Annotated in this window: 15 protein-coding genes and 3 pseudogenes; 5 read left to right on the top strand and 13 right to left on the bottom strand. The window is 69.8% G+C overall.

Annotated elements, in window-relative coordinates; translation table 11 throughout:
• Window positions 1-45: 45 nt before the first annotated feature.
• From EV382_RS10765 to EV382_RS10775, 3 genes are all read left to right on the top strand, one after another.
• Complete coding sequence (locus EV382_RS10765) at window positions 46-666, top strand: acyl-CoA-like ligand-binding transcription factor (protein WP_130401422.1); 621 nt, start codon at window positions 46-48, stop codon at window positions 664-666.
• Window positions 667-739: 73 nt separating this feature from the next.
• Window positions 740-2,332: an MDR family MFS transporter gene (locus EV382_RS10770; RefSeq protein ID WP_130401423.1), complete on the top strand. Its 1,593-nt coding sequence runs from the start codon at window positions 740-742 to the stop codon at window positions 2,330-2,332.
• Window positions 2,333-2,577: 245 nt separating this feature from the next.
• Window positions 2,578-4,137, top strand: a complete 1,560-nt coding sequence (locus EV382_RS10775; RefSeq protein ID WP_130408678.1) for an OFA family MFS transporter — start codon at window positions 2,578-2,580, stop codon at window positions 4,135-4,137.
• A 73-nt stretch (window positions 4,138-4,210) separates the two neighbouring features.
• Here EV382_RS10775 and nrfD read toward each other — a convergent pair whose 3' ends face one another.
• The 5 genes and pseudogenes from nrfD to EV382_RS10805 all read right to left on the bottom strand — a co-directional run bounded on the left by nrfD (window position 4,211) and on the right by EV382_RS10805 (window position 10,844).
• On the bottom strand, window positions 4,211-5,287 hold the full coding sequence (nrfD, locus tag EV382_RS10780; RefSeq protein ID WP_130401424.1) for an NrfD/PsrC family molybdoenzyme membrane anchor subunit: 1,077 nt from the start codon (window positions 5,285-5,287) through the stop codon (window positions 4,211-4,213).
• Window positions 5,284-6,327 carry a 4Fe-4S dicluster domain-containing protein gene (locus EV382_RS10785; protein WP_130401425.1) on the bottom strand — a complete coding sequence of 348 codons (1,044 nt, stop codon included), beginning with the start codon at window positions 6,325-6,327 and terminating at the stop codon, window positions 5,284-5,286. Before EV382_RS10785 ends, nrfD begins: the two co-directional genes overlap by 4 nt.
• A gap of 30 nt (window positions 6,328-6,357) precedes the next feature.
• Window positions 6,358-9,606: pseudogene (gene fdh, locus EV382_RS10790) on the bottom strand (formate dehydrogenase); the annotation flags it as partial.
• Between the two features lie 135 nt (window positions 9,607-9,741).
• Window positions 9,742-10,509 (bottom strand): PrsW family intramembrane metalloprotease, encoded by a 768-nt coding sequence (locus tag EV382_RS10800; protein WP_244236625.1) that lies wholly within the window; start codon window positions 10,507-10,509, stop codon window positions 9,742-9,744.
• Window positions 10,510-10,640: 131 nt separating this feature from the next.
• On the bottom strand, window positions 10,641-10,844 hold the full coding sequence (locus EV382_RS10805; RefSeq protein ID WP_130401429.1) for a hypothetical protein: 204 nt from the start codon (window positions 10,842-10,844) through the stop codon (window positions 10,641-10,643).
• Window positions 10,845-11,084: 240 nt separating this feature from the next.
• Here EV382_RS10805 and EV382_RS10810 point away from each other — a divergent pair, with 240 nt between their 5' ends.
• Window positions 11,085-11,318 carry a GntR family transcriptional regulator gene (locus EV382_RS10810; protein ID WP_130401430.1) on the top strand — a complete coding sequence of 78 codons (234 nt, stop codon included), beginning with the start codon at window positions 11,085-11,087 and terminating at the stop codon, window positions 11,316-11,318.
• Between the two features lie 19 nt (window positions 11,319-11,337).
• Here EV382_RS10810 and EV382_RS10815 read toward each other — a convergent pair whose 3' ends face one another.
• The 7 genes and pseudogenes from EV382_RS10815 to map form a co-directional block, all read right to left on the bottom strand.
• Window positions 11,338-13,176, bottom strand: coding sequence for a hypothetical protein (locus tag EV382_RS10815; protein ID WP_130401431.1), 1,839 nt, complete (start codon window positions 13,174-13,176; stop codon window positions 11,338-11,340).
• Window positions 13,173-13,937 (bottom strand): ABC transporter ATP-binding protein, encoded by a 765-nt coding sequence (locus tag EV382_RS10820; protein ID WP_130401432.1) that lies wholly within the window; start codon window positions 13,935-13,937, stop codon window positions 13,173-13,175. The genes EV382_RS10815 and EV382_RS10820 overlap by 4 nt, the downstream gene beginning before the upstream one ends.
• A 64-nt stretch (window positions 13,938-14,001) precedes the next feature.
• A complete protein-coding gene (locus tag EV382_RS33360; protein WP_244236930.1) occupies window positions 14,002-14,430 on the bottom strand; it encodes an ASCH domain-containing protein in 429 nt (142 codons plus the stop codon).
• Window positions 14,431-15,195: pseudogene (locus EV382_RS10825) on the bottom strand (FkbM family methyltransferase); the annotation flags it as partial.
• A gap of 35 nt (window positions 15,196-15,230) precedes the next feature.
• The gene (locus EV382_RS10830; RefSeq protein ID WP_130401433.1) at window positions 15,231-16,883 is read right to left on the bottom strand and encodes a sulfatase-like hydrolase/transferase; all 1,653 of its coding nucleotides are present in this window, start codon (window positions 16,881-16,883) and stop codon (window positions 15,231-15,233) included.
• 276 nt (window positions 16,884-17,159) lie between these two features.
• Window positions 17,160-17,852: pseudogene (locus EV382_RS10835) on the bottom strand (CDP-alcohol phosphatidyltransferase family protein); the annotation flags it as partial.
• Between the two features lie 173 nt (window positions 17,853-18,025).
• Window positions 18,026-18,799: a type I methionyl aminopeptidase gene (gene map, locus EV382_RS10840; RefSeq protein WP_130401435.1), complete on the bottom strand. Its 774-nt coding sequence runs from the start codon at window positions 18,797-18,799 to the stop codon at window positions 18,026-18,028.
• Window positions 18,800-18,864: 65 nt separating this feature from the next.
• Here map and EV382_RS10845 point away from each other — a divergent pair, with 65 nt between their 5' ends.
• The gene (locus EV382_RS10845; RefSeq protein WP_130401436.1) at window positions 18,865-19,167 is read left to right on the top strand and encodes a helix-turn-helix domain-containing protein; all 303 of its coding nucleotides are present in this window, start codon (window positions 18,865-18,867) and stop codon (window positions 19,165-19,167) included.
• Window positions 19,168-19,254: 87 nt separating this feature from the next.
• Here the strand turns inward: EV382_RS10845 and EV382_RS10850 are convergent, their stop codons facing one another.
• The gene (locus EV382_RS10850; protein ID WP_130401437.1) at window positions 19,255-20,427 is read right to left on the bottom strand and encodes a lactonase family protein; all 1,173 of its coding nucleotides are present in this window, start codon (window positions 20,425-20,427) and stop codon (window positions 19,255-19,257) included.
• Window positions 20,428-20,504 lie beyond the last annotated feature (77 nt).

Consider the following 20,504-nt stretch of genomic DNA (forward strand, 5'->3'; position numbering starts at 1 on the left):
CTAAAAACTTGCAGGCTGTGCAAGTTTGGTCCTAGCCTCGCCCGCGTGACCGACACCGACCAACCTGCCACCGGGCGGCGCGACCGCAAGAAGGCGCAGACGCGAGCCGCGCTGACCGCCGCCGCGCTGCGGCTGGTCGCCGAACGCGGCCTGGAGCAGGTCACGGTGGAGGAGATCAGCGAGGCTGCGGACGTCTCCTCACGGACCTTCTTCAACTACTTCACCTGCAAGGACGAGGCCCTCACCGACGATCCGGCGCTCGACGGCAACGCGGTCGTGGCGCGTCTGGCGGCCGCCCCCGCGCAGGTGCCAGCGTTGCAGGCCGTGCGGCTCGCCCTGGCCGAATCGATCGACTCGATCCAGGCCGACCGGGAGTTGTGGCGGCTGCGGCTGACGGTCATCGCCCAGAACCCGGCGCTGTTGCCCCGGCTGGTGGCCGGTAACAGCGCGACCGAGCAGGCCATGGTCGCGGTCGTCGCCACCCGCCTCGGCGTCGGCCCCGACCACGGCCACCCGCCGCTGGTCGTCGCTGTCGCCGGTGCCGCCTTCCGCACCGCGATGCTGCGCTGGGCCACCGGCGACGACGCCCGACCCCTGCACGACTTCGTCGACGAGGCGTTCGCCGCGATCGCCGGCGGCCTGGCGGATCCGCCATCCCCCTCCTGACCCGCACGTTCCCGCCCCGCCGCATCAGCTCCGGGGCCAGCCCCTGCCCCAGAAACCCGACAAGGAAGCGTCAATGACCACCACCGCCCCGCCCGCCGACAGCGCCGACGTCGGCGCCGACGCCGGCACGCGCATGTCGCCTCGTGAGGTTCTCCAGGCCCTCTCCGGCCTGATGGTCGGCATGTTCGTCTCCATCCTCGCCTCCACGGTGGTGGCGAACGCGCTGCCGCGGATCATCGCGGATCTGCACGGCAGTCAGACCGTCTACACGTGGATCGTCACCACTGAACTGCTCGCCATGACGGCGACGGTGCCGCTGTGGGGCAAGATGGCCGACCTGTACAGCAAGAAGCTGTTGATCCAGCTGTCCCTGGGGCTGTTCGTGGTGGGTTCGCTCATCGCCGGCTTCACGCCGAACGTCGAGGTCCTGCTGCTCAGCCGTGTCGTCCAGGGCGTCGGCGCCGGCGGGATGACGGCGCTGGCCACGATCGTCATGGCGGCGATGATCCCGCCGCGTGAGCTGGGCCGCTACGCCGGCATCTTCGGCGCGGTCTTCGGTGTGGGCACCATCGCCGGTCCGCTGATCGGCGGCCTGCTCGTCGACACGTCGTGGCTGGGCTGGCGGTGGTGCTTCCTGATCGGTGTCCCGTTCAGCATCATCTCCATCGTCCTGCTCCAGCGCACCCTGCACCTGCCGGTCGTCCGCCGCAAGGCGACGATCGACTGGCTGGGCGCCCTGCTCATCACCTCGGGCGTCTCCACGCTGCTGATCTGGTCGTCGCTGGCCGGCAACAAGTTCGACTGGGCCTCCGGCTGGACCGCCCTGATGGTCATCGGGGGTCTGGTCCTGCTGGCGCTGGCCGTGGTCGTCGAGTCCCGGGCGGCCGAGCCGATCGTCCCGCTGAGCATCTTCCGCAACCGCACGGTCTCCCTGGCCACGGTCGCCAGCGTGCTGGTCGGTGTCGCGATGTTCGGCGGCACCGTCTTCCTGTCCCAGTACTTCCAGATCTCGCTGGGCAAGTCACCCACCGTCGCGGGCCTGATGAGCCTTCCGATGATCTTCGGTCTGCTCGTTTCGTCGACGGTGGCCGGGCAGCTCATCACGAAGTACGGCCGTTGGAAGGCCTACCTGGTGGCCGGCGCGGCGGTGATGACCGTCGGGATGCTGCTGCTGGGCACCATCGACGCCAACACCAGCGTCGTCGTACTGTCGATCTACATGGCCGTGCTGGGCGTCGGCGTCGGCATGCTCATGCAGAACCTCGTGCTCGCCGCGCAGAACGACGTGCCGGCTCACGAGCTCGGCGCGACCACCTCCGTGCTGACGTTCTTCCGCAGCATGGGCGGCGCGATCGGAGTCAGCGCCCTCGGCGCGGTCCTGGCAAGCCGGGTGACCTCGTTGACGACCGAGCGGCTCGGCCCGGCGGCGACCGCCGGCGGTGGCTCCGCCGAGGTGCCCGACCTGTCCACCCTGCCCGAGCCGGTGCTGCGCATCGTGCAGGACGTCTACGGCATCGCCACCGCCGACCTCTTCCTGGTCGGTGCGCCGATCGCGCTGCTCGCGCTGCTCGTCGTGCTGTTCATCAAGGAGAAGCCGCTCCACACGCTCAGCGGGGACGAACGACGCGCCCAGGAGGAGGCGGCGGCGAAGGTCGCGATTCACTGAAACGGTACGGCAGCAGTCGGGGGCGGGCCGGTAGGCCCGCCCCCGTTCGGCACGTCCCCATCCCGTGTTTTTCGGTAACCACTTGGCGTGAACAGGCCGACACGTAACGTGAGATTGAGCCGGTAACCGGCTGACGCCAGACGTGCGCCAGGCCGCCCCGCGGCGGCGTCGCTCGGCCAACTGCCGGGTCGGACAGCTCGGCAACGTCGCGGCCCACTCAGCCGCAGGAGGTGTGGACGATGCCCATGCTGTCGGTCTTCGATCCCCGGCACACGGTCGCTCCCCCGGGATACAGCCGCTGGCTGATCCCGACCGCCGCACTGGCCGTGCACGTGTGCATCGGCCAGGTCTACGCGACGAGCGTCTACAAGAACTCCCTCATCGCGCACTTCGACACCAGCCAGACGGCGATCGGGGCGATCTTCAGTATCGCCATCGTCATGCTGGGTTCGTCCGCGGCGGTGGGCGGTCGTTGGGTGGAGCGCAACGGACCCCGCCGGGCGATGTTCGTCTCCGCCTGCTTCTGGGCCGCCGGGTTCCTGGTCGGCGCGCTCGGCATCGCGACCCACCAACTCTGGCTCCTCTACCTCGGATACGGCGTCATCGGCGGCATCGGGCTCGGCATCGGCTACATCTCGCCCGTCTCCACACTGATCAAGTGGTTCCCGGACCGTCCCGGCCTCGCCACCGGCCTGGCCATCATGGGGTTCGGCGGCGGTGCCCTGATCGCCGGCCCGCTCGCGCGCCAACTGCTCTCCCTCTACGACTCCGGCTACAACCCCAGCAACCCGGCTGCCGTCGCGTCGGGGCATGCCCTCGTTGCGCTCTTCGTCACGTTTGGCATCGGCTACTTCGTGATCATGATGTTCGGCCCGTTCAACGTCCGGGTGCCGGCGCCGGACTGGCGCCCCGCCGGCTTCGACCCCGCGAGCGTCGCCACCAAACCACTGGTGACAAGGGCGAGCGTGTCCGCGTCGAACGCCGTGCGTACCCGATCGTTCTGGTTGCTGTGGATCGTGCTCTTCTGCAACGTCACCGCGGGCATCGGCATCCTCGAGCAGGCCAGCCCGATGATCCAGGACTTCTTCCGGGACAACGGGACCGCCACCACGGTCTCGGTGTCCGCGGCAGCCGGTTTCGTGGGAGTGTTGTCGCTGTTCAACATGGCCGGGCGGTTCGTCTGGTCCACGACGTCCGACCTCATCGGCCGCAAGCCCATCTACATGGTCTACCTCGGGGTCGGCATGGTGCTGTACCTCCTGCTCGCCGTGGCCGGCCACGCCGCGACCGCGGTCTTCGTGCTGATCGCCGCCGCGATCATCTCCTTCTACGGCGGTGGCTTCTCCACCATGCCCGCCTACCTGCGGGACCTGTTCGGCACCTTCCAGGTCGGGGCCATCCACGGTCGGATCCTGACCGCCTGGTCGGCAGCGGGTGTCGCCGGTCCGCTGATCGTCAACGGGATCCTCGACACGCAGGGCAAGCCCGGCACCCTCACCGCGGCGGCGTACCGGCCCGCGCTGTTCACCATGGTCGGCATCCTCGCCATCGGGTTCATCGCGAACCTGCTGGTCCGTTCCGTGCCCGAACGGTTCCACGAACCGAGCCGAGGGCCGACCTCACCCGTGGCGAAGGCCACCGTCACCGAGCCGGTCGCTCTCGGGCCAAAGAGCCAGCCGCCCGCGCCGCCGCGCGTCGGTAACCAGACCGGGCGACTCTGGGTGTCGTGGCTGCTGGTCGCGGTGCTCCTCGGGTACGGAATCATCCAGACCGCCATCACCGCCGCGAAGCTGTTCACCGGCTGACGCGTCCCGCCCGGATGTGGATCGAAACAGCGGGCGCCCCGTCGAGGGGCGCCCGCTGTTTTCGCCGATCCGTTCAGAGCTGGGTGATCGTCGACCGGTTCTCGTCGCGGCGCTCCCGTTGTGGCACGACCGTGTACTTCGGATCGCGGGCCGACACCCGCCCCGCCTCGAAAACGCCGAACCGGGTGGCGACCGACGATGCCACCAGGGCGGCGCCGGAGAGCACCGACAGCAACCGGCTGCGTCGGCTGACCAGCGCGGCGGCGGTACCCGCCGCGAGCAGGGCGCGGCCCGCCTTGACCAGCCGGCCGCTGCGTCCGTGCGTGTAGGGCTCGCCGCTGAGGCCCTGTCGCTCCAGTTGGTGTCCGCCGCCAAACTCGACGGCCGCGGCGGCCAGGGCGAGTCGCCGCAGTGGGGCGGCCTCCTCGGCCGGTGCCGCGATCAGTCCGACCCCGGACGCGGCGGCGAGCGCGCTGCCGGCGAAGACGAAGGGCAGCGATGGGTAGGCGTCGTGCCAGGACGGGACGGCCGTGTCGGCGAGCAGCACCCCGGTGTACGTCGCCAGCGCCGGCGCGGTGGCTGCCGCGGCCAGGCCGGCGACGTTGCCGATGGGCGGTGCGATCCGCCGGGCGAGGCCTAGCACACCGTGCTGCGGGAGCAGCGGCGCGAGCTCGGCGACGGCGGCCACGCCGGCCAGCGGGCCGAACGCGGCGAGGATCCAGGTGCCGACCGACATCGGCGAGGTCACCTTGGCGACCCGGAGCATGTGGTGGAACCGGGCCGGCCGGCCGAGGTCGTGGACCAGCAGGTACGTGCTGGCGGCGACGCCGCCGAGGGCTGTCCAACGGCCCACCTTGCGCAGCCCGGGTCGTCCGGTCAGTTGGGCGCCCGCGCCGATCAGCGCGCTTCCGGCGGCAAGGCCCCCGGTGAACAGGTAGCCGGCGATGTCGTACTTCCACACCGGTGGTTTCAGAACCGGCCGGCCGTAATAGGAGGCGAAGTCGGCCGGCGGCACGGTGAGCTGCTCACCGCCGTCCCCGCCTCGTCTGGGGGTCTGCCGGTGGCGCTTCCCGTCGGGCTGGTCGAGGCCGGTCTGGAAATCGCGGAACCGGGCACCGACCGGCTCGTTCGATGGTGTCTCGTCGCTCATGGCCGCCTACCCAGGAACGCGACCGCCGCGGCGACCGCCATCGTCACCGCCGCCAGACCGGCCCGCTTCCACATCTTCGGCAGGTCGCGGGTGGTCACCACCGGGTCCGGCGGCAGCCCGTACACCTCCGGCTCGTCCAGCAGCAGGAAGAACGCCCCGTCACCACCGACGCCGTCGTTCGGGTCGTGCCCGTACAGACGCGCCTCTGGCACACCCCGCTCATGCAGCGTCGCCACCCGGGCAGCGGCCCGCTCCCGCAACTCATCCAGAACGCCGAACTGGATCGACTCGGTCGGACACGCCTGCGCACACGCCGGCGTCATCCCCGCACCCAACCGGTCATAACACAGCGTGCACTTCCACGCCCGACCATCACCCTTACGCTGATCAATCACCCCGTACGGACACGCCGAAATGCAGTAACCACACCCGTTACAGATGTCCTCCTGCACCACCACCGTCCCGAACTCCGTCCGGAACAACGAACCCGTCGGACACACGTCCAAACACGCCGCATGCGTGCAGTGCTTACAGACGTCCGACATCATCAACCACCGAAAATCCGTACGACCCTCCGCACCCGACCCCCGCCCCGGCGGCTGCGCACCCGGCATCCCCAGAAACTCCGGCCCGCCGGACATGCGGGCCGCCGCGCCAGGCGCGCCGGGCGCAAGGCCCGGGTACGTTCCGGTGTCGGCGCCGGTACGCGCGCCGACGGCAGCCGTGAGCGGGCTGACCGATGGCCCGTCGGGTTCCTCCTCGAACGCCGGAGTCGCCCAGCCGACCGAGCGGGGCTGCTCCACGAACGCGACGTGCCGCCACGAGTTGGCGGTCAACGCGCCCGTGTTGTCGTACGACATGCCCAGCAGGTCGAGCCCGCTCTCGGGGACGCCGTTCCACTCCTTGCAGGCCACCTCGCAGGCTTTGCAGCCGATGCAGACGCTGGTGTCGGTGAAGAACCCCATCCGCGGCGGCGGGTTCTCGTAACCGGCGTCCGGTGCGGGGTCCAGCGGCCCGTACAGGGCGTTGGCGTGGGGCATCGGTCAGGCCTCCTGGTCGCTGCTGCTGTCGGCGACGTCGGTCGTGACCATCGGTGGGTAGCGGTGCACGAGGTTCCCCGACCGCCGCCGGTAGTCGACGACGAGGTCCAACAGATCCTGTCCGCTGGGGCGTCGTCCGGGCCGGATGTCGCAGGTGCCGACCTTGCTCTCCTGGATCAGCACGTTCGGGTCGAGGGTGATGCCGAACAGGTCGTTGGCCGAGTCGCCGGTGACCAGGCCCTCAAACCCGAAGTGGTACGGCAGCCAGAGCTGGTGGATGATCCGACCATCCACCCGCAGTGGCGTGACGCGGTCGGTCACCAGCACCTTCGCCTCGATGGCCGCCCGGCTGGTGACCAGGTGCGCCCAGCCCAGGTGCGTCAGCCCCACCTCGCCGGCCAGCTCCGGGGACACCTCGACGAACATCTCCGGTTGCAGCTCCGCGAGGGGGGACACGCTCCGGCTCATCGCGCCGGCGGTGTGGTGCTCGGTGAGCCGGCTGACCGTGAACACGTACGGGAACACCTGACTGTGCTCCTGCGGCGGGCTCGGATTCAACGTGTTGATCGGGTGCGTGTAGACCTTGCGGGTCGGGTTTTCCTGCTGCCGGTAGAGCGGGTTGCGCACCGGCGACTCGACCGGCTCGTAGTGGGTGGGCAGCGGCCCGTCCAGCACCCCGGTGGGCGCGTACAACCAGCCCTTGCCGTCACCCTGGAGGATGAACGGGTCGTCACCGGCGATGCCCGCCACGCCCGAGGCGTCGTGCTCCGGTCGGTAGGTCGGTGGTTTGGTCTTCTCGAAGTCCGGCACGTCGTAGCCGGTCCACTCGCCCTTCTCCGCGTCCCACCATACGTAGCGCTTGCGTTCACTCCACGGGTTGCCGTCCGGGTCGGCTGAGGCACGGTTGTAGAGGATCCGCCGGTTCGCCGGCCACGCCCACCCCCATTCGAGGGCCACCTGGGACTGCTCCGCGCCGGGTTTGCGGCGGGCCGCCTGGTTGACGCCGTCGGCGTACACCCCGGTGTAGATCCAGCAGCCGCCGACGGTGGAGCCGTCGTCCTTCATCTCGGTGAACGACGCCAGTGGCCGGCCGGTCGACACGTCGTACCCGTTGATTTCGCGCAGCACCGCCTCGGCGCTCGGCTCCGCGTGCGGACCGTGCGTGGGGTAGTCCCAGGCGAGGTCGAGCAACGCCCGGTCGCGCGGCGCGGTCGACGCCGCCAACCGTTCGCGGATGATGCGCCCGAGGTGGTAGAAGAACCACAGTTCGGAGCGGGCGTCGCCCGGCGGCTCGACGGCTTTCTCCCGCCACTGCAAGAGCCGTTGCGTCTGGGTGAACGTCCCTTCCTTCTCCACGTGGGAGGCGGCGGGGAGGAAGAACACCTCGGTACGGCACTCCTGCGGCACGATCTCCCCGGTCGCGACCTCGGGACCGTTCTGCCAGAACGTCGCACTCTCGATCATGAACAGATCCCGGACCACCAACCAGTCGAGGTTGGCCATTCCGAGCCGCTGCGCCCGGCCGTGGGCGGAGCCGACGGCCGGGTTCTGCCCGAGCAGGAAGTACCCCTTGATCTTCCCGTCGATCATGTCGAGCACCTGCTGGTACGTGCCGTGGTCGCCGGTCATTCGGGGCATGTGGCCGTAGCAGTAGTCGTTCTCGGCGGTGGCGGCATCGCCCCAGTACGCCTTGAGCAGGTTGACGGCGTAGGTGCGGGCGTTGCCCCAGAAACCCTTCTGCCCCGGGTGACGGATGCTGTCCACCCACTCGTCGAAGCTCGGGTGCTCCGCATGGTGCGGCATCGGCAGATAGCCGGGCAGCAGGTTGAACAACGTCGGGATGTCGGTCGAACCCTGGATGCTCGCATGCCCCCGCAGCGCCATCACGCCACCGCCCGGACGGCCCATGTTGCCCAACAGCAACTGGATGATCGCGCCCGTGCGGATGTACTGCACACCCACACTGTGCTGCGTCCACCCCACCGAGTAGACGAGCATCCCGGTGCGGTCCCGACCGGAGTTCTCCGTCCACGCCTGGGCCAGTTCGAAAAACTTCTCCTGCGGGATGCCGCAGACCCGTTCCACCATCTCCGGGGTGTAGCGGGCGAAGTGCCGCTTGAGGATCTGGTAGACGCAGCGCGGGTGCTGCAACGTCTCGTCGCGTTCGGTCTCGCCACCGACCGGTGCGCCGTGCGACTCGTTCTCCAGGCCGGCAGCGGTTTCCCGCTGCGTCTCGCTGTCACGGGTCGTCTGATTCTGGCTGTGGCCCTGGTAGCGCCAACTGGCCTGGTCGTAGGTGGCGTTGTCGTCGTTGAAGCCGGAGAACAGCCCGTGCAGGTCCTCGGTGTCGACGTACTCCTCGGTCACGATCGTCGCCGCGTTGGTGTAGGCGACCACGTACTCCCGGAAGTCCAGCTCGTTGTCGAGGATGTAGCGGATCACCCCGCCGAGCAACGCGATGTCGGTGCCCGCCCGGATCGGCAGGTACGAGTCAGCCAGCGCGCTGGTGCGGGTGAACCGTGGGTCGATGTGGAAGATCTTCGCCCCTCGGCGTTTCGCCTCCATCACCCACTGGAAGCCCACCGGGTGTGCCTCGGCCATGTTCGAACCCTGGATGACGATGACGTCGGAGTTCGACAGGTCCTGCTGGTACTGGGTGGCACCGCCACGACCGAAGCTGGTCCCCAGACCGGGGACGGTGGCGGAGTGTCAAATACGGGCCTGGTTCTCGATCTGGAGCGCCCCCATCGCGGTGAACAACTTCTTGATGAGGTAGTTCTCCTCGTTGTCCAGCGTCGCCCCACCCAGACTGGAGATACCCAACGTCCGGTTGAGCGGCCGACCCTCGGCGTCGACGTCCTCCCAGGTCTCGTCCCGGGCGGCCAGAACCCGATCGGCGATCATGTTCATCGCCGTGTCGAGGTCAAGGTCCTCCCACTCGGTGCTGTACGGACGGCGGTAACGGATCGTGGTCTGCCGCAGCGGGCTGGTGACCAGACTCTTACTCGCCGAACCCTTCGGGCAGAGCCGACCCCGCGAGATCGGACTGTCCGGATCACCCTCGATCTGGGTGACCTGCCCGTCCTTGACGAACACCCGCTGCCCGCAGCCGACGGCGCAGTACGGGCAGACCGAACGGGCCATCGAATCGGCGGTGTCGGTGCGGGCGGTCAGCGCGCGGGACCCGTCGGACTTCGCCGCCGCACCCCGGCCCAACGGGTCCGTGCCGGTGAGCTGCCGGTAGACCGGCCAACCCTCGAACCAGCTCCGCACCCCCATCGCCGCACCTTCCCGACCAATCACGCCAAATATGAACACTCTGACGTTAGATGAGGTGCCGGCCCGGTCGCAGCGGGATCACCAACAGTCATGCCCCCGGCCTGTCGAGCAGGCATGGAGAGGCATGGCGTACGGTCAGTGCGGCCGCAGCTGGCCGATCCGCTGGTCGCTGAAGGTCCGGTAGCGACGCAGCTCCCAGAACAACCAGCCGATGCTGATGATCGCCAACACGACGAAGACCAGTGACCCGGAGAACGTGTCCCACAGGGTGTGCAGGACGACGACGCCCAGGAATGTGCCGATGAACCCGAAGAGCCGACCGACGCTCGGGCTCGCCAACAACGCCCAGAGCGCACCGGCGGTCAGCCCGGTCCAGGCGGTGTGCCCGGCGGGCGCGGTCAGACCCCGGATGAAGAGCGTCTGCTCCACCGCGCCGATGTTGCCCTGCGAACTCAGCAGCGCGGTGAAGGCGTACCCCATCGTCTCCAGCGCGGCGAAGCCCATACCGGCCGCCACACCGATGATCAGCCCGTCGGAGGGGACCCGGCGGCGATGCTGGGCCACGACCGTGAACAGCAGCACCACCGGGATGATCAGCTTCGCCGACTCCTCGATCAACGCCACGAACAGCATCGGCAGGGTGCCGAGCCCGCGCAGGGTGTCGTACTCCAGGGTGCCGGCGACCACCGTGCCGATCACACCGCCGAAGAACGCCGACGTCACCAACACCGACGCCGGCACCTGCCACCGCCCGGTACGGGCCTGCGCGAACGTCAGGAACGTCAACGGCACCAGCGTCGCCCCGAGCAGAATCAACGCCGGCACGAAGTTCGGATTCTTGGTGCTGACGAGAGTCCGCAGCACCGCCAAATAGAGAATCAGCCCGACAACGAAGACTGCCACCCACGCCCACCTGCGCGTTCGTTCACCCATAGCGCGCAGTCTGGCGGACCAAGGTTACGAGGACCAACCACGAAGCTGAGATCTTGACTACTCCCCGCAGCCACAGTCCGACAACGATCGACGGGTGCCGGTCAACGCTTCTGGAACATCAACGCCGCTGCTTGTGCGGTCACCTCGATTGCCCAATCAAGCTGCGGACAGTCATTGCGACCTTGACACTGCGGGCAGCCACCTACCCGCCATGGTCGGTCGACTGCCCGAGTCCAATGCGCGTCCAACACCCTCTTGGCAATGAACAGCTCAGTCGCCTTGGAGGCCGGCTCGTCGATCGGCATGGTCGCACCCTTCCCGCGATCATGATGAGTCCCACCTGGGGGCAGAGTCCGTGCCTCGCGCTCCCCCAGGTGGGCTTGTCGCCGGGAACCTCGGAGTTTGCCGAAACCAGGGAACCCGACCAGACACAACCTATTCCAACTTGTAGGAGCAGGTCAAGCAAGATCATGGAACTTGTTGGAACAGGTCTGCTCGTGATCGAATTGGGGTGCCGAAACCAGGGACCCCACGGAGATCGATTCATGCCGACTGAGAAGGTCGATTACCGGCGCATCGCTACCGAGATCACCGAGAAGATCAAGTCTGGAGACCTCGCGCCGGGCGAGAAGCTACCGTCCACTCGCCAGCTGGCCGAGCAGTACGGCGTGCACATCTCCACGATCAACCGGGTCATGACGATCCTCAAGGACCGTGGACTGGTTGAGGGGCATCCAGGAAAGGGCGTCTATGTAGCCGAGCCTACGCAGTCGAGTTAGACGCTCTTCCCCAGCAGTCCTAGCTCGCCGGCTGAGGGCGGCGATCCCACAGCACCAGGCCGGCGAGGAGCATCGCCACGCCCAGACCGACCATGCCCAACCCCACCGCCGTACGCGCGCCGCCGTCCAGGTGGCCGGCCACTATCCACCCACCGTCGATTCCGAACGCCAACGGCATCAGCCCCTGCGGGATGACCGGGATCCACCCCACCGTGAGCAACCCGAGCGCCCACGCGGTCGTCTTGTTCTCCCGGTACCACTGCGCGTCCCAGGTCAGTGGGAGCACCGTCTCCGGGGGTCGGCTGCGCTGGCCGGCCGCGGCGAGCACCTCCAGCCCGCGCCGGGCGAGGCGCTCGTCGGCCAGCCACAGGCCACCCCACCAGGCCCCCGCACCGGACAACAACCCAACCAGCGGCAGGAGCGGTGCCACCTCGGGCGGGCCCCAGACCACCAGCGCGAGCACGGGTGCGACGGCGATCAGTCCCGCCGTGGTGGCGACCAGGACGCTGACGATGTCGGTCGGGTTGTCGGCCGCGGTGGGGTGTCGCGGGTCGGCCACCGGGCGCACGCGCAGCAGCGACACCCACACCGGCACCGCGGCGCCCGCACCGAGCAGGGCCGGCAGGGTGGAGAGCGCGGCCAGCGCGTCGACGTCGGGCGCGAGGACGACGCCGGCCACGGTGAGCAGCACCCCGATCGGGGCGACCAGCACCAACCACGCCACGGCCCGGCCCCGGACCTCGGCACGTTCGCCGCCCGGCGTGGTGAGCGGCAGCCACAACGCGGTGCCGTCCAGCCCCACCAGCCCGGCGGACATCGCCGCCGCGCCGAGCACCGCGAACGGTCCGGCCCACGGCAGCAGGAGGTCCACGTCAGACAGGAGCGGCAGGCCGGCGAGCAGAGCCCCGTACACCACCGCGAACGCCAGATACTGCAACCGCAGCGGATGCCGCACCCAGGACCGCAGCTCCCGACCCGCAACCGCCCGCGTCGCCGCCGGCACCCACCCCAGCGGCCCGCGCCCCGCTCGGGGCCGTGACACCACCGTGGTCGCTCGTGGCCGAAACGGCACGCCGGCGGTGAGCACCCGCCGAACCAGCATCAGGTACGCGGCGGCGCAGAGCGCCACGATGCCCACCAGGGTTGCCATCATGCGTACGCCCTGCCCGGCTGGCCCGGTCGCGGCGGTGACCGGCCAACCGCTCGGTACGTACGCCATGGCCCGGGCCACCTCCGGTGGCGCGGCCACGAGCAGGACCGACACCCACGGGAAGACCGCCCAGAGCGACCCGGCGACGCCCATCGCCGTGCCGGTGAAGATGCCGGTGAGCAGCGCCCCGACCGGGCCACCGGCGTGGCCGACGACCTCCAGCGCGATGGCCGAGCCGATCAGCCCGAGCAGCCAGAGCAGCAGCGCGCCGAAGGCGGTGACGAGGACCGCGACGGTGCCGTAGCGAGCGGCGTGCACCGGCAGGGCGGCGAGCGCCACCAGCGAGACGGCCGGGCCGATGCCGATCGCCGAGGCGGCGAGCAGACCGATCGCGGCCGGGACGTCGCCGATCGGCTCCAACCGCAGGTGGGCCGGGTGGACCCGGCCGCGCCCGCCGCCGAGTAGCAGCGGCAGGACGATCCAGCCGAGCACCCACGCCCCGGTGAGCAGGCCGAGGGTGTGCTGGTCGCCGTGGAGCGCGTACCGGATCAGCCAGGCGGCGGCGAGCAGACCGACCAGGCCGGCCACCGTTGGTCCGGGATGCTCGCGCAGCGAGCGGCGCAGCATCGTCGCGCGCATCCGGGCCGGCACGGTAGTCGCGCGGAGGATGCCAGCCGACCGGCCGGCGACGAGCGGTTCGGCGCTCATCGTGCCCCGGTCAACCAGTCGAGACCGGCGCTGCCGGAGGCGTCCGCGCCGACCAGCTCGACGAACCGGTCCTCCAGGCTGCCGCCGCCGGCGATTTCGGCGACCGGCCCGGCGGCGACCACCCGGCCCTGATGGATCACCGTCACCTCGTCGCACATCTGCTCGACCAGCAGCATCGAGTGGGTGGACAGCACGCAGGTGCCGCCGCCGGCCACGAACCGGCGCAGCACCCGGCGGATGGTGGCCGCGGAGACCGGGTCGACCGCCTCGAACGGTTCGTCGAGGACGAGTAGCCGGGGCGCGTGCAGCAGCGCCTGGGCGAGGCCGAGTTTCTTGCGGGTGCCGGTGGAGCAGTCAGCCAACGGAGTGCCGGCACCCTTGGCCAGGCCGAGCACGTCGATCAGTTCGGCGGCACGGTCGGTGGCCGCGGCCCGGGGCAGCCCGCGCAGGCCGGCGCTGTAGCGCAGCAGCTCGGCACCGGTGAGACGTTCGGGAAAGTCGAGGCCGTCGGGCAGTACGCCGGTCAGCGCGCGGGTCAGGCCCCGTTCGCGCAGCGCGTCGTGGCCGAGGATCCGGATCTGCCCGGAGTCCGGGGTGACCAGGCCGACGGCCATTCCGATGGTGGTGGACTTGCCGGCGCCGTTGGGCCCGACAATGCCGTGGAACGTGCCGGGGTGGACGGTCAGATCGACGCCGTCCACCGCGCGATGCGCCGCGAAGGTCTTGACCAGGCCACGGATCTCGAGTGCCGGGGGGATCACCCGCCGAGCATAGGTGAGCGTACGCGACGATGTGGCCCGCTCCGATCCATAGTGGACACCCGATTCAGGCGACGTGCACCAGCCGGAAACGCTCGGTCACCACCAGCGTGTCGTCGTCCACCGTGAAATCGGGGTCGCCCAGTTCGGCGCGCACCTCCGCGCTGTGCCAGAACGTCTCGTGCCCCGCGCGCCACTGCGCCACCGACTCGTCGCCCTCCCCCTCGGCCAGGGCATGTGACAGGTCGACGTCAGCGAGCCGGATCACCCGTACGTCGGTCAGCTCGATGACCGCGACCCGGCGGCCCGCCGAGTCCACCACGGCGGACAGCTGGCCCACCTCGGGCAGCGGCTCGTTCGCGTGCTCGTACCCGACCAGCAGGCCGGTGGTCGAGGTCTTCGCCCCGGACAGGATCGCGCCCACGAGCTTGTCCCGCAGCGGCCCCGGAAACGCGAACTCGGCCAGTGGAAGATCATCAAGCCTGTCCCGGGCCACGCAGTACACGTCGCCGGAGTTCGCCGCGTGCGGCAGGTCGCGCAGGTACGTCGCCAGCTCGGTCGCGGACATCCAACGTCGGAAGGTCATCGACTTGTCGTCGCCCAACGCGACGTCGAAACCGTCGAAGCCGAGCGCCGTCAGGCGATCGAGGCACCGGTAGGCGACGGCGCGCGCGATGGTGGTGAACTCGAACGAGAGCGCGGGCAGTGGGCGGCTCAGGCCGGCCAGCACCTCGTCCTCGAACCCCTCCACGTCGATTTTGGCGAAGGTCGGCACGCCGTACGTCTCGATCAGCGCGTCGACGGTGACCACCGGGACCTCGACCTCGGTATCCCACACCTCGCCCTCCCACCCGCCCGCGCCGTTCGCCGCCCGCACGAAGTCGGGCGAGGCGGTCGACACCGTGGGGTTGGCGGAGTTGACGTGCAGGCGGGTTCGTCCGGGGAGCGCGCCACAGGCGGCGTCGACCACTGTCACCTGGTCGTCCTCGGCGTAGATCGCCCGCAGGGCGCGCAGGCACAGCGGCTGCGGTTCCACGGCGACGACCCGGGCGCCGAGGCGACGGAAGCTGCCGATGTGGTCGCCCACGTGGGAGCCGATGTCGAAGACGAGGTCCCCGCTGCTGACGAAGCGGGAGTAGAAGGCGTCCATCCTCGCGTCGCGTTCGGGATCGCCGTAGTAGACGTCCAGCGACCGGTGCAGCAGGGACAGGGCCGGGTCGGTGCGGAGCGCGGCGATTCTGGTGTGGGTGGTAGCCGTCATCTGTCGGGGTCCAGTCCGTGAGAGAGGTGGCCGGGTTACGGGCCGAACGCGGTCAGGAACCGGTCCCGGAAGGCGTCCATCCGCCAGACCGGTGCCTGCGGCCCGGGCTTGAGCCCGTCCTGCCAGCCCCACCCGGAGATCCGGTCCAGCACCGCCCGGTCCCGGGTGATGATCGAGATGGGTACGTCTCGGCTGGCGTTCTCGCCGGTGACGACCGCGGCGGGCTGGTGGTCACCGAGGAAGATGAACACCAGGTCGTCGTCTCCGTAGGTCTGCACGTAGGAGATCAGGGCGCCGAGGGTGTACTCGATCGACTTCCGGTAGTCCGCCCGGATCTGGGCGGTGTTGCGGCGCTTGTCGTCCGACCTGCCAACGCCGGCCCCGCGGTAGACCGCGCCGTCGCCGACGTCGGCCCAGTCGAGCATCGGCGGGACGGGCGTCCACGGCGCATGACTCGACACCAGCGCCAACTCGGTCATCACGTTGCCGTCGCGCTTCGCCTGCTCCAGGCGCTGCCAACTGGCCAGGGTGTACTGGTCGGGCGGGGTGCCGAAGCTGAACTTCGGGCCACGGTAGGCGAGCGCCTTGGCGTTGTAGAACCGGTCGTAGCCGAAGAAGGAGCCCTCCGGCCAGGCCTTGGTGACCGCGGGCATCACGCCGACGGTCTGCCAGTTCGCCCGCCGGAAGGCGCCGTTGAGGGTCATCCGGTCACTGGCCAGCAGGGTGCGGTGGCGCTGGTCGTTGTCGATCCAGAGGCCGGAGAGCAGGGTGTCGTGCGCGAGCCAACTGCCACCGCCGAAGGTCGGCGAGGTGAGGAAACCGCTCTGGGCGGCGAAACCCGCAGCGCTCAGCCTGCTGGTGCCGCCGTCCAGGACCGCACCGACCTGCGGCGCGAACTCCGGGTCCTCGACGGCGTCCCGGCCGTAGCTCTCCACGAAAGCGACGACCACGTTCTTGCCGCGCAACGCGGTCAACAGCTGGTCACCGGGGGTGTCGCCGAATCTGTCGGCCTCGATCAGGGCACCGAACGTCTCGCGGTCGTCCAGACGCAGGCGCACCTGGAAGCCGTGCCCGTTGGCCAGGGTGGTCGCGGAGGTGTCGGCGACCGGCACGCCCTCGACCACCCGCACGTTGAACGCGGCGCAGGCCACCCAGACGACCACCAGCGCGGCCACGATCCGGGTGGTCCCGGTGCGGTGCCGGACCACCAGCCCGCGCAGTCGTCGCATCGACAGGGTGACCAGTGTGGGTAGACCCACCAGCACCACCGCCAGGGTGATCGCGGCACCGATGGCGGCGGGCCGACCGTACGACTCGCTGAGGAACGCGAACCCCTCGTCGAGCAACGCCCAGTCGAGCACCAGGTCGAACGCGCGGCTCAGCGAGGCGGAGAACCCCAGGTCAAGCAGTTTCAGCAAGCCGAGCAGGCCGAGGGCCAGGCCGGCGAGCGTCGCGACCAGTCGGCTGCCCCGCGACGGCAGGGCGAGCAGGAGGGCCACGACCAGCAGCGCTTCCAGCGGGATCCGTACGAACGCCGCCGGGCTGAGCCGACCGAAGTCGTACGGCACGGTCAGGACCAGCAGCACGAGCAGCGCGGCCAGGACGGTCGTCAGCCGGGCCGCGAAGGAGCGCCGCGGCCGACCCTCGGCTCCGCTGCCGGCGGTGGCGTCCGGGTCCTCGCCCCCCATCGGTCTCCGTCCCTGGCTCGGCAGCTGACGTACGCGCGTCAAGAGCGACAACCCGGGCATCCTTCCATGATCTTCGTTGGGCTGCGGCATCCGGGCGGGTCAGACCCGGGCGATCCCACGTCGGGCCACGGCGACCGTAGGGCGCTCCGGCCAGGGCAGCCCATCGACCCGGCCCGATCCCAGCCCGGCCAGCCCGGGGGCGGCACTCGGGACGCGGTGGCTCGGCTGGTCGCTCGCGTGGGCCAGCACGGCCGGGGCGCTGCTGAGGGCGGTGCGGCGCAGGTGACGGGTCGTCCACAGCCACGCGACGTCACGCCCGAACGACTCGACCAGCAGCGCCAGTGACGCCACCAGCACGACGGTCGTCAGCGGCCCGGGCAGCGCGTCGCCCATCGCCACCGTCAGCACCACGCCCTGGATGGCGGCGACGACCTTGCGCCAGTAGCGCGGCGGCAGGGACCCGCGCATCCACCCCAGCACCCAGCTCGCGGCGACGAAGACGTACCGCATCGCGCCGATCGCGAGCACCCAGCCGCCCACCGAGGGGGCCACGTACAGGCAGAGCACCAGGACCAGGAAGGAGTCGATCTCCATGTCGAAGCGGGCACCGAGTTCGCTGGTGGTCCCGGTGCGGCGGGCCGTGTAGCCGTCCACGGCGTCGAGGGCCAACGCCACGCTGGTGAGGACGACCATCAGGGTGATCGGCGCCGACCGGCCGAACGAATCGGCGGCCAGGGCTGTCACGCCGCCGACGAGGACCGCCCGGCTCAGGGTCACCCGGTCGGCGGGGCTCAGCGCACCCGCGCCCGAGCGGGACATCCCGCGGCTGAGCAGGGCGCACAGGAGCATCCCGTACGCCAGCCCGGCCACCCAACCCGCCGCGCCCAGACCGACTGTCTCCGCCAGCACCGCCAGCAGAACGATCTGCACGAGCAGTCCGATGACCGGACCCGTTCGAACCGTTGACATCGTGCCTCCGTGACTCTGGTGGGGTGACCCTGACCGTCATCACGGAAAACATGACCGATCGGTTCATTCTGAACGCGACCCGGCAGGTGCCACGCAGGGACGTGCCCGTTCGTCGGCCGGTTAATCGTCCACCGTGGGCGGTCCGACGCCGACCGCACCGGGGGTGTCGCGGGTCAGGGCGTCGACCGGGTGAGCACGTCGACGCCGTCCTCGGTGATGGCGATGGTGTGCTCGCTGTGCGCCGTCCGGCAGCCCGTGGCGCTGCGGAGCGTCCAGCCGTCGGCGTCGGTGACGAGCGTCGCGGTGTCCGCCATCACCCACGGCTCCAGGGCCAGCAGCAGCCCCGGGCGCAGCCGGTATCCGCGGCCGGGACGCCCGGTGTTGGAGACGTGCGGGTCCTGGTGCATCGTCGACCCGACGCCGTGGCCGCCGAACTCGGTGTTGATCGAGTATCCCGCCGCGCTGAGGACCGAGCCGATCGCATGGGAGATGTCGCCGATGCGAACGTCGGGGCCGGCGGCGGCGATCCCCGCCTGCAACGCGCGCTCGGTCGCGTCGATCAGCGCCACGCTCTCCGCCGGCCGCACGTCGCCGACGAGGAAGCTGATGGCCGAGTCCGTGACCACTCCACCCAGGGAGACGGCGAGGTCGAGCGAGAGCAGGTCGCCGTCGGCGAGCGTGTAGTCGTGTGGCAACCCGTGCAGCACGGCGTCGTTCACCGAGGTGCAGATGTAGTGGCCGAACGGCCCGCGCCCGAAGGACGGCTCGTAGTCGACGTAGCAGGACTGGGCCCCGGCCTCGCTGATCATGGACTGCGCCCACCGGTCGAGGTCGAGGAGGTTGGTGCCGACCACGCAGCGGCCCTTCAAGGTCTGCAGGATGCCGGCGACCAGCGCGCCGCTCTCCTTCGCTCGCAGCACGTCGGTGGGGTTCAGGATCTCGATCATGCGGCGCCTTCCTCGGCTGACCAATAAGTATCCCGGCCATATTATCCCGGTACTAGAATCGGGGAATGGTCAGGTTGCCGCTCACTCCCGCAGAGGTCGAACGCGGACGGCGCCTCGGCGCACTCCTACGGCGCGCCCGGGGGGAACGTTCGATGCTCCTCACCGCGCTGGACGCGGGCGTCTCGCCGGAGACCCTCCGCAAGATCGAGTCCGGCCGGATAGCCACCCCCGCCTTTCCGACCATCGCGGCGATCGCCGACGTCCTCGGCCTCTCCCTCGACGCCGTCTGGTCAGAGATCAACAAGTCGGACGGCGCTGCCGAACTCCCCCCACCGGCGGGCACCGCGCACGAGCGGTTGGCCTCGTAGTCTCGCGCAGCACGACAGGTCGGCCGGTGACCAACCACACGACGCTGGTCCCGGTCGACGATCGACCGGGACCAGCGGGTGGTGCGCTCAGGAGGCGGCGATGCCCTCCATGCCGATGCTGTCGGCGAACTTCGGCAGACCCTCCACGGTGGTGACGAGCTTCAGCGAGCCGTCCTTGCCCACCTCGTAGCCCTGCACGTTGCCGGCGGTGGCGTTCTGCACGTACAAAAAGCCGTCGCTGGCGGTCATGTCAATCGACCCACCGCCGGTGTCGGCGGCAACGCCCTCGACGAGTTCGAGCTTGCCGTGGTCGTTGACCCGGTAGGAGCTGATGGTGGAGGTGCCGGCGTTGGCAACGTAGAAGAAGTCGCCAACCCGCTGGATCCAGCACGTCGCCTGCTGGCCGTTGGGCACCGACGGCCCGATCTGGTCGAGCGCGCCGTCGTCCTCAAGCTCGAACCGGCTGACCGAGTTCGAGCCGGACTCGGCGACCAGCAGCGTGTCGTCGGTGTCGAAGGTGAAGCCGAACGGGGTGTTCCCCGCGTCGCTGATGACCGGGTTGCGGGACAGTTGGCCGTGGCGACCGATCTCGTAGCTGAACATGACGTTGGCGGCCTTGGTCGACACCAGCACGAACTCGCTGTCCGGGTCGATCTTGACCTGCGCCGGGGCGGTCCCGAACGCGGGCGGGTTGCCGTTGTGCAACCCGAGCGACCGGTTGGCGTCCGCGATCCGCGACAGGCGACCCTTGTGCAGCTCGAAGCCCTGCACCGAGCCCTCGCCACCGGCGTTGAGGACGTAGACGAGGTCGCCACGGGCCGCGACGCTCACCGGCAGCAGACCGCCGGACCAGATGACCTGGAGCTTGTGCAGCCTGGTGCCGTCGACCCGGAAGACAGTGACGGTGTTGCTGCCGGCGTTGACGGCGAACAGCAGACCCTTGTGATAAGTCAGAGAGCCCTGCGACGCCAGCGCGTCGAGCGGCGCGCCGATGGTGAAACCGCCCAGCCCGCCGGTCTCGTACTCGCCCGCCTTGGTGAGACGGCCGTCCTCGTCGCGGTCGTACACCTTGATGGTGTTGCCCTCGGCCTTGTTGGTCTGGACGAAGACCGCGCCCTCGTCGCCGTGGTGGTGATCACCCCCCTTGCGGTCGTCGTGGTAGCCGGGGCCACCCCCGTCGGCGAGGGCGGTCCCGGGGATCGATCCGATGCTGGTCAGACCTGCCAGGAGGGCTGCCGCGAACGCGACACTGCGCTTCATCACTGACTCCTTGTGCACCCGAAGGGAGGAATCCGAATTTTCCTCTCCTTCGAAAGCTATCGGAGCAGTTAGGGGTG

The sequence above is a fragment of the Micromonospora violae genome, from assembly GCF_004217135.1.
GTDB classification, from domain to species: Bacteria; Actinomycetota; Actinomycetes; order Mycobacteriales; family Micromonosporaceae; genus Micromonospora; species Micromonospora violae.